This is a genomic window from Bacillus sp. FSL W8-0920, from assembly GCF_038593215.1.
GTDB classification, from domain to species: Bacteria; Bacillota; Bacilli; order Bacillales; family Bacillaceae; genus Bacillus; species Bacillus pumilus.
The window spans coordinates 2,108,710-2,120,957 of record NZ_CP151974.1 but is presented as its reverse complement, the minus strand read 5'-3'; the positions used below and the strand labels follow the sequence as shown (position 1 = coordinate 2,120,957).

Genomic DNA, 12,248 nt, shown 5'->3' with positions numbered 1-12,248 from the left:
TGCCTTTTTTTATTGATTTCTTTTTCGCGCACTATCTGGACCTTCTAATGCTGTTGCCCCTTTATAATGAATGGATTGATCACGGTCAGATTCCACTCTTTTTGATGCCTTTAAGCGTTTTTCCTGTCTATCTTTTCCCATCATACATCCCTCCTCAACCATTAGGGTGTCACCTCTTGTTTATTTCATACAATGCCCCAAGCGATCTCTTACGTTTAAAAATTGGGGATTTTCCCATAATGTAATTGAGGTGATGAGACGTTGGAGGCTTTGTACTATTATTGGTCCATATGGTTCGTTTGGATTATCGTGACATTTATTATGGAAAAAAGCTCATGGCGCAATGTGCTAGGCGTCTTTGTCCTTGTCCATATTATATGTAGTCATTTCATGATATCCATATTTGATATGAGCCTGAATGCGGGGTACTTGATGACCTTTTTATATGCATGTGCGGGTTTCGTTATATTCCGGTCTGGGCATCAAATAATGAGAATCATACAATTAGGTTCTATGGTGAGCGCATATGCCTTTTTTATGATTTTTGCATTATATGATCCGGTTTGGTTCACGCTAATAAAAGTGGATTGGGTCGTATTTGCCTTGCTGATCTTGATGTCTTTGACATATGGACATCATTTCACAGAACGAGTCACCTTATGGATGATGGCTGTATGTCTTGGCGAAGCCCTTTATGCGCTCACAATTCACCGCCTGACATCATCGATTGTCATAGGAGATCTCTCTTTTCTGTCCCTTGTTGTTCAAGGGTCCATCTTCCTATTAGGTGTCGATCAGCTTGAAAAGCTCTTGAACGCCCGTTCATCAAGAAAACCAGTAAAAGGGGCTGCAAAATCAACATGACGGATTATACGTTTCCTGTGATTATTGGTGTCATCTTTGGGATGGCGGCCAGGCTTTATATGTTAAGAACAGATTACCGGCAATACCCTACGTATATTCATGGACAAGTGATTCACATTGCGCTTGGTTTTATCGCTTCAGGACTTGGTGCGATCATTATGCCTGCACTCATTCAGGAGGAATTTACGGCGATTACCTTTCTCACGCTGGCGGCCACGCAATTCAGAGATGTCCGCAATATGGAAAGAAATACGTTAACTCAAATGGATTCATATGAGCTAGTCTCAAGAGGCAGTACATATATAGAAGGCATTGCCATTGCCTTTGAAAGCCGAAATTATATTGCGATTCTCACGGCACTGATTACGACCACAGCCTGTATTTTCTTCTCGCTCGTTATAGGGACAGTGGTCGGTATTCTTTGTTTTTTCTTGGCAAAGCTATTAATGTCTGGCAGCCAATTAAAGGATATTGTCAACATACAAAAAGGAGAGCTTCGCTTTGATGGGGCAGGGCTTTATGTGAACGATATTTACATCATGAATATCGGACTGCCCGAAAAGCAAAAGCTCATATTAGAGCATGGGATGGGCTTTATTTTGACACCGAAAAATTTCAACGCAGCCACAACGATTGCCAACCTTGGGCAGCGGCAAGCCATTTTATTTGATTTATCCAATGTACTTGGTGTGTATCGCGACTCCGGTGAACCATCACTCTGTCCGCTCGCAAAGCGTGATTTGAATAACGGCACACTTGGCGTGTTCATTTTACCGCAATGGTATCGTGAAGATCTCGCTGTCCGTGTATTAGAAGAAGTACCCATTTTAGAAAATGCCATCAGAATGCCGACAGAGTTCATAAAAAAGAAAGTGAGGTAATAGGGCATGGCGAACACCATTGAACAATTTATACTCGCTGTGGCTACAACAAATAAAGAGCGGGTCATGGGCGGAACAGCCGTTTTTTTCTGTGAAAATAAAGAAGAACTCGACATGTACGCCATGAATTTAGAGGCCATTTTAGATGGAATTGCACACGGAATTGGAGAAGATCTTTACTTGATTGTCAAACATTTTTAAGTTATTCATTGTGGTCTGATTAAAAATTGATATAATATATAAGTTGAACCCTTCATGTTTGAAGGGTTTATTTCATAAAACTGAATGAAAATTTTAAATCCCGGTTGAAACATGATGATGAACATATTGAATCGCGGCTGGATTGAAAGGAAGGGTACTATGGGTAAACCTGTCGTAGCCATTGTTGGAAGGCCCAACGTTGGAAAATCTACAATTTTTAATCGAATCGCAGGCGAAAGAATATCGATTGTAGAAGACACACCTGGTGTAACAAGAGATCGTATTTATAGCTCTGCTGAATGGTTAAATTATGACTTTAACTTAATAGATACTGGTGGAATTGATATTGGAGATGAGCCATTTTTAGCGCAAATTCGCCATCAAGCAGAAATTGCAATGGATGAAGCGGATGTCATTATCTTTATGGTGAATGGCCGAGATGGTGTGACATCAGCGGATGAAGAAGTCGCAAAAATTTTATATCGCACGAAAAAGCCAGTTGTACTTGCTGTCAATAAACTGGACAACCCTGAAATGAGAAGTGACGTGTATGACTTTTATGCACTAGGGTTTGGCGAGCCATATCCGATTTCTGGAACGCACGGATTAGGTCTTGGTGATCTACTTGATGCTGTTGCAGAACACTTTAAGAACTTACCAGATACGCAGTATGACGAACAAGTTGTCCAGTTCTGCTTAATCGGTCGCCCGAATGTAGGGAAATCTTCTTTAGTGAATGCGATGCTCGGAGAAGACCGCGTCATTGTCAGCAACATCGCTGGTACAACAAGAGATGCTGTCGATACGATGTTTACGTACAATCAGCGTGATTTTGTCATTGTTGATACAGCAGGTATGAGAAAAAAAGGAAAAGTATACGAAACAACAGAGAAATACAGTGTGCTTCGTGCATTAAAAGCCATTGATCGTTCTGATGTTGTCGCTGTTGTTCTAGACGGTGAAGAAGGCATTATTGAGCAGGATAAACGTATTGCGGGCTATGCACACGAAGCTGGTAAAGCCGTTGTAATCGTTGTGAACAAATGGGACGCTGTTGAAAAAGATGAGCGTACGATGAAGGAATTTGAGCAAAACATTCGTGAGCATTTTCAATTCCTAGATTATGCTCCTGTCTTGTTTATGTCTGCTCTCACGAAAAAGAGAATTCATACGTTAATGCCGTCCATTATTACAGCTAGTGAAAATCATGCGATGCGCGTTCAAACGAATATTTTGAACGATATCATCATGGATGCAGTAGCAATGAATCCAACGCCGACTCATAATGGACAGCGCCTGAAAATTTACTATGCGACACAGGTGGCGATTAAGCCTCCGTCCTTTGTTGTGTTTGTAAACGATCCAGAGCTTATGCACTTTTCTTATGAACGTTTCCTAGAAAATCGCATTCGAGATGCGTTTGGTTTTGAAGGAACACCGATTAAAATATTTGCGAGAGCGAGAAAATAAAAAGGGTGAGCAGAATGAAGAAAATTTCAGTACTTGGAGCAGGAAGCTGGGGAACAGCCCTTGCTCTTGTATTAGCTGATAATCATCATGATGTACACATGTGGGGACATAGACAAGAGCTCATTGACCAAATCAATGAGAAACATGAAAATCATGATTACTTGCCAAATGTCGCACTGCCGGTGTCTATTCAGGCGACGACAGACATGAAGCAGGCGTTAGAGGGGACAGACGCTATTATTGTCGCTGTGCCAACAAAGGCCATTCGTGAAGTGTTGAAGCAGGCAAATGAGCTGATTACGTCGAAAGTGCCGTTTGTCCATGTAAGTAAAGGAATTGAACCAGATACACTTCTGAGAATATCTCAAATGATTGAACAAGAAGTCCCGGATGAGAAAAGAGAAGCTGTCGTCGTCTTATCAGGACCGAGCCACGCCGAGGAAGTAGGCTTGCGTCACCCGACAACTGTCACTGTCTCATCAGAAAATATTGAAGCGGCTCAATTTGTTCAAGATTTGTTCATGAACAACAACTTTAGAGTTTATACAAACCCTGATGTGATTGGTGTAGAAATTGGCGGCGCACTGAAAAATATCATTGCTCTTGCGGCAGGGATCACAGATGGGCTTGGATATGGTGACAATGCAAAAGCGGCGCTCATCACTAGAGGACTCGCTGAAATCGCACGTCTCGGTACAAAAATGGGAGGGAATCCTCTGACATTTGCCGGTTTAACGGGCGTTGGAGATTTGATCGTGACATGTACAAGTGTTCATTCACGTAACTGGCGCTGCGGAAATCTGCTTGGTAAAGGGTATAAGCTTGAAGAAGTGCTTGAAAAAATGGGGATGGTCGTCGAAGGCGTCCGTACAACAAAAGGCGCTTATCAGCTCTCCAAAGAATACAAGGTCAGCATGCCGATCACAGAGGCACTTTACCACGTCCTGTTTGAAGGGAAAAAGGTCGACGATGCGGTCGAATCATTGATGGCACGTGTGAAAACACATGAAATGGAAGACCTTGTGAACATGTTTGAAAACCAAACAAAATAAATGGAAGACTGAACTTAGGCATGTAGAGGATGCAAGAAGGGGAAGACTTGCATAACATAGCAATGAAGTTTGAATAGAGCTTTGCCTCTACAGAATGAGGAAAAATAGTCGACCTAATGACTGAAGCGGAGTCCCCCTCTTTGCTTCAGTTTTTTTATGCGCTTTTTTCTGAATGATTGGAAAAATGATTGATATTTACCTTATTTTTGGTTTAGAATGAAATATAAACGCTTACAATTTGTTCGTTTTAAAGGGGGACAGGCACGATGAGTTTTGCTTTAATCAAGATGTGGTTTGCACTTGGTTCAATGGGGCTCATGTTTTTAGCTGTAGTAACCATTTATTTCAGTCGATTTAAGCTGAAGAGCCGGTTTCTTAAAATAACAGCCTCGACCGTCGCATACAGCTTGATGCTGATATCAGGTATCATTGTGTTTTTAGTTGTATTTAGCGGGCCGGTCAATGAATAAAGAAAAAGGAAGAATGTGATGATCAAAGCAAAAGTCAGTGTCACGTTGTTAGCACTTATTTTACTAACAGGATGTCTGTATCCAGAAAATCGCAAAACTGAAAACCGTGTGCCGTACGAAGAGCAGCTGCAAAGCGTTCAGACAGCGATTGAGGAATTTCAAAAAGCAACAAATGGTCTTTTGCCGATTGAAACGAAAGAAGCAGACACGCCGATTTATCAAAAGTACGTCATCGACTTTAAGCGCTTGTCACCAAGATATTTACACGATGTACCGTCTACATCCTTTGAAGGCGGAGGGGAATATATGTATGTCCTCACAGACGTCGAAAAAAACCCAACTGTGAAACTGCTTGATGTCAAAATGACGCAAACCATCAGTGAATTACGGCTTAGAATCAAAATATATCAAGATGAACATACATATCCGCCATACGGCAAAGTAGTATCAAACAATTTATATACGTTAAATGAAAAAAAGCTAGGCTTAAAATCGCCGCCTACGGTCATGAGCCCGGTGACAGGGAATTCCCTCCCATTACTGATTTCATCAAATGGCGAAATCTATGTGGATTACCGCAGTGATTTTGTTCATATTTTGAAGAATACGAAACGAAAGCTGAAACCAGGTGAAAACATTCAAGATGTCTATTGGCAGGAAACCCCGTTTGTACCCGCGTTTTCTGTCCCATATACCATCAACAAAAAAGGTGAGCCTGACTTTTTAGAAAAAAAGACGTCATAAACAAGAATGAACCTTTTTCCTCTGCATATAAATGAGGAGAAAGGTTTTTTTATGGCTAAACATACTCTCAAAACAAAAAAAGGTGTCATATTCAAATAGGACAACGTCATACACATATATTGTCCAGACACCTTTCAAGCAAGTTTGATTGAAGAATAGAGTATTTTATTTGAAAACGAGGATAGCAAGTCCGGGAGGGGATCACTTGGAAAAAGTCGATATTTTCAAGGATATCGCTGAACGAACAGGAGGCGATATATATTTAGGAGTCGTTGGCGCTGTTCGTACAGGGAAATCTACGTTTATTAAAAAGTTTATGGAGCTCGTGGTGCTCCCGAATATCAATAATGAGGCAGATCGTGCAAGAGCACAGGATGAATTGCCGCAAAGCGCAGCAGGAAAAACCATTATGACCACTGAGCCAAAATTTGTACCGAATCAAGCGGCATCGATTCATGTGAGTGACGGTCTTGATGTCAACATCAGGCTTGTAGATTGTGTAGGATACACAGTCCCTGGTGCGCGCGGGTATGAAGATGAAAATGGTCCAAGAATGATCAACACGCCGTGGTATGAAGAGCCAATTCCGTTCCATGAAGCAGCGGAAATTGGCACACGCAAGGTCATTCAAGAGCATTCAACCATCGGTGTTGTGATTACAACGGATGGTTCTATTGGAGAAATTCCAAGACATGATTATATTGAATCTGAAGAACGTGTGATTGATGAACTCAAAGAGGTAGGAAAGCCGTTTATTATGGTGATCAACTCTGTGAGACCCTATCATCCTGAAACAGAAGCGCTGCGGCAGGAACTGAGCCAAAAATATGATATTCCAGTACTCTCCATGAGTGTAGAAAGTATGAGAGAGCAAGACGTCCTTAGTGTGCTTCGTGAAGCATTATATGAATTCCCAGTCCTAGAGGTGAATGTGAACCTGCCAAGCTGGGTCATGGTGCTGAAAGAAGATCATTGGCTGAGAGAAAGCTATCAGGACTCAGTGAAGGAAACCGTAAAGGATATTAAAAGATTAAGAGATGTTGACCGTGTTGTTGGCCAGTTCAGTGAATTTGACTTTATTGAAAGAGCGGGCTTAGCAGGGATTGAAATGGGTCAAGGGATTGCGGAGATTGACCTGTACGCCCCAGATGATCTATATGATCATATTCTAAAAGAAGTGGTTGGTGTAGAAATTAGAGGGAAAGACCATCTTCTAGAGCTCATGCAAGATTTTGCGCATGCGAAGACAGAATATGATCAAGTATCAGATGCCTTAAAAATGGTGAAGCAGACGGGATACGGAATTGCGGCCCCGGCCTTGTCAGATATGAGTTTAGATGAGCCAGAAATCATTAGGCAGGGCTCGAGATTTGGCGTAAGACTAAAGGCGGTTGCGCCATCTATTCATATGATTAAGGTAGATGTAGAAAGTGAATTTGCACCGATTATCGGAACAGAGAAACAAAGTGAAGAGCTCGTCCGCTACTTAATGCAAGACTTTGAAGATGATCCGCTTTCGATTTGGAATTCAGATATATTTGGGCGCTCACTCAGCTCCCTTGTCAGAGAAGGCATTCAAGCAAAGCTGTCACTGATGCCAGAAAATGCAAGATATAAACTGAAAGAAACACTTGAAAGAATCATCAACGAAGGATCAGGCGGTTTGATCGCGATTATTCTATAGCATGTGAGACCTCTCATTGACAGGGGTCTTTTTTTGCGTAAGGAATGAGTCATAAAAAGACAATTGTATAAAGATTAGTCAGATTCAGGCTGAAATTAGGAATATTCGTTCGTAAAAGTGCCCTTAATCCTTGACGAATAAGGATTCTTCCCTTTAAAATGCTTGATATGGTATTTCATATGTGTTAATCTACTTACAGAAAATCTTCACTTTGTTGGACAAACATTCCTTCAAAGAGTTGTTTTCTAATGAAAAGCCATGTATACCGCTTTCTAGACGCTCTTTTTTTCGAAAAAAGTGTATAGAAAGAAGATGAATTGTGAAGAAATGATAACAATCTACTGAATGCATATTTTTGGGAGGAGGTGAAAGGCATGAACAAGACAGAACTTATTAACGCGGTTGCTGAAGCAAGCGAGTTATCTAAAAAAGACGCGACAAAAGCAGTTGATTCTGTTTTTGATACAATTTTAGATGCACTTAAAAATGGTGACAAAATCCAACTTATCGGTTTTGGTAACTTTGAAGTACGTGAGCGTTCAGCTCGTAAAGGACGTAACCCACAAACTGGTGCAGAGATCGAAATCCCTGCAAGCAAAGTACCTGCTTTCAAACCAGGTAAAGCACTTAAAGACGCGGTGGCAGGTAAATAATCGTTATGTGTAATGATCCTATTGCAGGAGTTATACATATACAGTTTCACACTGGTCTAGAAAAGCCCCTTTCATAAGGGGCTTTTCCTTTTGAATCAAAAGGTTCGTTTAGAACGCTCTCCTTTGCTTTTAGGATCTGAAGTGTGCTAGAATCTGATTGAAATGTAATCGCCTTTGGAGGATATAATACATGAGTGAAATAAATAAAGAACTAATCGAACACGCAGTACGCGATATATTAAAAGCCATCGGAGAAGATCCAGATCGTGAAGGACTTCTTGATACCCCTAAACGAGTAGCAAAAATGTATGAAGAAGTGTTCTCGGGATTAAATGAAGATCCAAAAGAACATTTTAAAACCATTTTTGGTGAAGACCACGAAGAACTCGTTCTTGTAAAAGATATTGCTTTCCATTCAATGTGTGAACACCACCTTGTACCTTTTTACGGAAAAGCGCATGTCGCTTATATTCCGCGCGGCGGAAAAGTGACAGGACTTAGCAAACTTGCAAGAGCTGTAGAGGCTGTTGCCAAACGCCCGCAGCTTCAGGAACGCATCACATCAACCATTGCAGATAGTATGGTGGAAACACTCAATCCGCATGGCGTGATGATTGTCGTTGAAGCAGAGCATATGTGTATGACGATGCGCGGAGTGAAAAAGCCAGGCGCAAAAACAGTGACTTCAGCAGTACGCGGTACATTTGCAAATGATGCAGCGGCAAGAGCAGAAGTACTTTCCTTTATTAAAAACGACTAATTCAATAGATAGATGGAAGGTGAACAGATTGAGTGAAAATAAAGCATCTGATTTTGTAGTGATTAAAGCCAATGAAAATGGTGTAAATGTCATCGGCCTAACTAGAGGCTCTGATACAAGATTTCACCATTCCGAAAAGCTCGATAAAGGTGAAGTCATCATTGCACAATTTACTGAGCATACGTCAGCGATCAAAGTAAGAGGCGATGCTGTCATTCAAACAAGCTTCGGGGAAATTCAAAGCGAAGCAAAGAAATAAATACTTGAGTGCACTTGATAGCATAAAAGTGAGAGCTGATATGGTATAATAAATCTCTATACAATGTGCAGGGCTACATATGAAACTGTAATTTTTGGGACAAGGGTGATATCTTTGCAAGACATCTACGGAATTTTATCTAATCTAAATATAAAATTAAATAAAAAGCTTTCTCATCCTTATTTGGCGAAACATTTACGTGCGCCACTCATCGATGAAGATAAGCTCCTTCTTTTTCATGCAATGTTTGATGAAGCTCAAATTGATGCAGAGAAAAAAGAAAATTATATTTTAACGGCGATGCTTGTGCAAATTGCCCTTGATACCCATGATGAAGTCACAACTGCTGCAGCGATCAAACAAGACGAATTCAAAAATCGTCAGCTGACGATCCTGGCAGGAGACTATTTCAGCGGTCTCTATTATTCTCTTCTCTCTGACATGAAAGACATCTACATGATTCGCACGCTCGCAACGGCGATCAAAGAAATCAATGAACATAAAATTAGACTGTATGATCGATCCATTCAAGATGCAGCGCACTTTTACAAAAGTGTAGCAACGGTTGAGTCTGCGTTATTCCAAAGGGTTTCTGAGCATTTTCAATTAACGCATTGGAATGAGATTGCAAGTCGTTTCCTTGTTTATAAGCGTTTCATGAAACAAGCAGAAGATGACAAACATTTAAAACTTTTTTTGAACGATAGCTATACGGACGCCTATACATGTTTTGACAACTTTGAGAATGAAGGCTATGAAAAGGCCAAACGATCCATCAAGGAGCATCTTGTTTCATCTCCGGTCGTTCAAAAAGAGCTATTAAATCGCCTGGATCATATGAAAAATGAACCTGCGTATCATCAGAAAGTGGAAGAAGGGTAAGTCATGCAGCAATCAAAAGAACAGCGAGTACACGGTGTATTTGAAAAAATTTATAAAAACTATGATCAAATGAACTCCGTCATCAGCTTTAAGCAGCATAAAAAGTGGCGCGATAAAACAATGAAACTGATGAATGTTCAAAAAGGAGCCAAAGCATTAGACGTATGCTGCGGAACAGCCGATTGGACCATTGCGCTTGCTGATGCTGTTGGAGACAAAGGCGAAGTCAAAGGCCTTGATTTTAGTAAAAATATGCTGAGTGTTGGAGAAACGAAGGTGAAGACTGGGGGCTATAATCAAATTGAATTGCTTCACGGCAATGCGATGGAGCTTCCTTTTGAGGACAACACATTTGATTATGTCACGATCGGTTTTGGCCTGCGGAACGTCCCTGATTACTTAACAGTGCTAAAAGAAATGACAAGAGTCGTGAAGCCTGGTGGAATGGTTGTCTGTCTAGAGACATCACAACCTGAAATGATTGGGTTTAAACAAGGCTACTATGTCTATTTCAAATACATCATGCCGCTCTTTGGTAAACTGTTTGCCAAAAGCTATCAGGAGTATTCATGGCTTCAAGAATCAGCCAAAGCGTTCCCTGGCATGAAAGAACTGGCGGCTCTTTTCGAAGAGGCGGGTCTGTCTGATGTCTCGTATCATCCATTTACAGGCGGTGTAGCAGCAACACATATCGGAAAGAAGCTTTGAATAAACGATATTTGGGTGAAAATAATGAAACTAAAAGCAATGATCTCTTTTTTAAATCATGATATCGATATTATTGAAAAAGAGCTTGAACAAACAGTTCGCTCTGATTATGCATTATTAAGTGAAGCGGGTCTTCATTTGCTGCAAGCGGGCGGAAAACGAATCCGCCCCGTTTTTGTTCTCCTTTCAGGCATGTTTGGCGACTATGACATTAATAAAATTAAATATGTTGCCGTTGCGCTTGAGCTCATTCATATGGCATCGCTCGTTCACGATGATGTTATTGATGATGCAGAGCTGAGAAGAGGCAAGCCAACGATTAAGGCAAAATGGGACAATCGAATTGCCATGTACACAGGAGATTATATGTTTGCAAGATCTCTTGAGTATATGACAAAGATCAATCACCCAATGGCGCATGAAATTTTGTCAAAGATGGTCGTCGAGCTCTGTCTTGGTGAAATCGAGCAAGTGAAAGACAAATACAATATGGATCAAAACCTACGTACATATCTAAGAAGAATCAAACGAAAAACAGCCTTGCTCATTGCAGGCAGCTGTCAGTTAGGTGCGATAGCAGCAGGTACAGATGAGAAAACACATAAAGCCCTTTACTGGTTTGGCTACTATGTCGGTATGTCCTATCAGATCATTGATGATGTGCTTGATTTCACATCAACTGAAGAAGAGCTTGGTAAGCCTGTTGGAGGAGACCTTTTACAAGGAAATGTCACACTCCCGGTCTTATATGCACTGAAGAATCCTACACTCGAAGGACAATTAAAGCTGATTAATAGTGAAACAACGGAAACCCAGCTAAAACCTGTGATTGAACACCTCAAACAAACAGATGCGATCGACCGCTCGATTCGAGTGAGTGAAATGTATTTGAAAAAGGCATTCGAACAGCTAGACAAACTTCCTCGAGGACGAGCGAAAACGTCACTCGCTTCCATTGCCAAATATATTGGAAAACGAAAATTCTAATCAACATATTGTTGATTGGTTTTTTTGTGAAATTTTTTGTCAAAAATTGATTATTATATAAAAAAATGATACGATCACTTTGTAACAATGTAAGCCTATACATACATAAACGACGGGGTGGAGAACGTATATGGACAAAACATTTCTTATGGTCAAACCTGATGGTGTGGAAAGACAATTAATCGGTGAAATTGTGTCAAGATTCGAAAAAAAAGGGCTTCAGCTTGTTGGTGCAAAGCTAATGAGCATTCCAAAAGAAGTAGCAGAAACACATTACGGTGAGCATAAAGAAAAACCATTCTTCGGGGAATTGGTTGACTTTATTACGTCAGGACCAGTATTTGCAATGGTATGGCAAGGTGAGCAGGTAGTAGATGTCACAAGACAGATTATCGGCAAAACAAACCCGAAGGAAGCGCTTCCGGGCACAATAAGAGGAGACTATGGATTGACGGTTGGAAAAAACATTATCCATGGCTCAGACTCACCAGAAAGTGCTGAAAGAGAAATCAACTTATTCTTCAAACAAGAAGAACTCACAAACTGGAATCAAACCATCTCAAGCTGGATTTATTAAAATTCAAGCCAAGGTGTTCATCAAATGAGCACCTTGGCTTTTTTATATGAATATTT

Annotated in this window: 16 protein-coding genes; 15 read left to right on the top strand and 1 reads right to left on the bottom strand. The window is 40.8% G+C overall.

The features are described from left to right. Nucleotides 1-9: 9 nt before the first annotated feature. Nucleotides 10-141 (bottom strand): YpzI family protein, encoded by a 132-nt coding sequence (locus NSS78_RS10570; RefSeq protein WP_003215762.1) that lies wholly within the window; start codon nt 139-141, stop codon nt 10-12. A gap of 348 nt (nt 142-489) precedes the next feature. Here NSS78_RS10570 and NSS78_RS10565 point away from each other — a divergent pair, with 348 nt between their 5' ends. The 15 genes from NSS78_RS10565 (at nt 490) to ndk (ending at nt 12,192) form a co-directional block, all read left to right on the top strand. Beyond that, nucleotides 490-864 (top strand): hypothetical protein, encoded by a 375-nt coding sequence (locus tag NSS78_RS10565; RefSeq protein WP_223251245.1) that lies wholly within the window; start codon nt 490-492, stop codon nt 862-864. Then, nucleotides 861-1,745 carry a YIEGIA family protein gene (locus tag NSS78_RS10560; RefSeq protein WP_003215905.1) on the top strand — a complete coding sequence of 295 codons (885 nt, stop codon included), beginning with the start codon at nt 861-863 and terminating at the stop codon, nt 1,743-1,745. Before NSS78_RS10565 ends, NSS78_RS10560 begins: the two co-directional genes overlap by 4 nt. Nucleotides 1,746-1,751: 6 nt before the next feature. Then, a complete protein-coding gene (locus NSS78_RS10555) occupies nt 1,752-1,946 on the top strand; it encodes a hypothetical protein (RefSeq protein ID WP_003215794.1) in 195 nt (64 codons plus the stop codon). A gap of 159 nt (nt 1,947-2,105) precedes the next feature. Beyond that, complete coding sequence (gene der, locus NSS78_RS10550; RefSeq protein ID WP_003215663.1) at nt 2,106-3,416, top strand: ribosome biogenesis GTPase Der; 1,311 nt, start codon at nt 2,106-2,108, stop codon at nt 3,414-3,416. Nucleotides 3,417-3,430: 14 nt separating this feature from the next. Next, on the top strand, nt 3,431-4,468 hold the full coding sequence (locus NSS78_RS10545; protein WP_044141099.1) for an NAD(P)H-dependent glycerol-3-phosphate dehydrogenase: 1,038 nt from the start codon (nt 3,431-3,433) through the stop codon (nt 4,466-4,468). Nucleotides 4,469-4,734: 266 nt separating this feature from the next. Further along, nucleotides 4,735-4,938 (top strand): DUF2768 domain-containing protein, encoded by a 204-nt coding sequence (locus NSS78_RS10540; protein ID WP_034318888.1) that lies wholly within the window; start codon nt 4,735-4,737, stop codon nt 4,936-4,938. 18 nt (nt 4,939-4,956) lie between these two features. Continuing rightward, a complete protein-coding gene (locus NSS78_RS10535) occupies nt 4,957-5,682 on the top strand; it encodes a hypothetical protein (protein WP_212045958.1) in 726 nt (241 codons plus the stop codon). 205 nt (nt 5,683-5,887) lie between these two features. Beyond that, entirely contained in the window at nt 5,888-7,366 is a 1,479-nt protein-coding gene (gene spoIVA, locus NSS78_RS10530) for a stage IV sporulation protein A (RefSeq protein ID WP_003215616.1), read from the top strand. Nucleotides 7,367-7,740: 374 nt separating this feature from the next. After that, nucleotides 7,741-8,019, top strand: a complete 279-nt coding sequence (hbs, locus tag NSS78_RS10525; RefSeq protein ID WP_003215863.1) for a non-specific DNA-binding protein Hbs — start codon at nt 7,741-7,743, stop codon at nt 8,017-8,019. A gap of 190 nt (nt 8,020-8,209) precedes the next feature. Continuing rightward, nucleotides 8,210-8,779 (top strand): GTP cyclohydrolase I FolE, encoded by a 570-nt coding sequence (folE, locus tag NSS78_RS10520; protein WP_003215789.1) that lies wholly within the window; start codon nt 8,210-8,212, stop codon nt 8,777-8,779. Between the two features lie 28 nt (nt 8,780-8,807). Then, entirely contained in the window at nt 8,808-9,038 is a 231-nt protein-coding gene (mtrB, locus tag NSS78_RS10515; protein WP_003216082.1) for a trp RNA-binding attenuation protein MtrB, read from the top strand. A gap of 114 nt (nt 9,039-9,152) precedes the next feature. Further along, on the top strand, nt 9,153-9,920 hold the full coding sequence (locus NSS78_RS10510; RefSeq protein WP_003215666.1) for a heptaprenyl diphosphate synthase component 1: 768 nt from the start codon (nt 9,153-9,155) through the stop codon (nt 9,918-9,920). Between the two features lie 3 nt (nt 9,921-9,923). Continuing rightward, the gene (locus tag NSS78_RS10505) at nt 9,924-10,628 is read left to right on the top strand and encodes a demethylmenaquinone methyltransferase (RefSeq protein WP_003215527.1); all 705 of its coding nucleotides are present in this window, start codon (nt 9,924-9,926) and stop codon (nt 10,626-10,628) included. Between the two features lie 24 nt (nt 10,629-10,652). Further along, nucleotides 10,653-11,615 carry a heptaprenyl diphosphate synthase component II gene (hepT, locus tag NSS78_RS10500; RefSeq protein WP_003215649.1) on the top strand — a complete coding sequence of 321 codons (963 nt, stop codon included), beginning with the start codon at nt 10,653-10,655 and terminating at the stop codon, nt 11,613-11,615. Between the two features lie 130 nt (nt 11,616-11,745). Further along, nucleotides 11,746-12,192, top strand: a complete 447-nt coding sequence (gene ndk / locus NSS78_RS10495) for a nucleoside-diphosphate kinase (protein ID WP_212045959.1) — start codon at nt 11,746-11,748, stop codon at nt 12,190-12,192. The last annotated feature ends 56 nt before the right edge of the window (nt 12,193-12,248 follow it).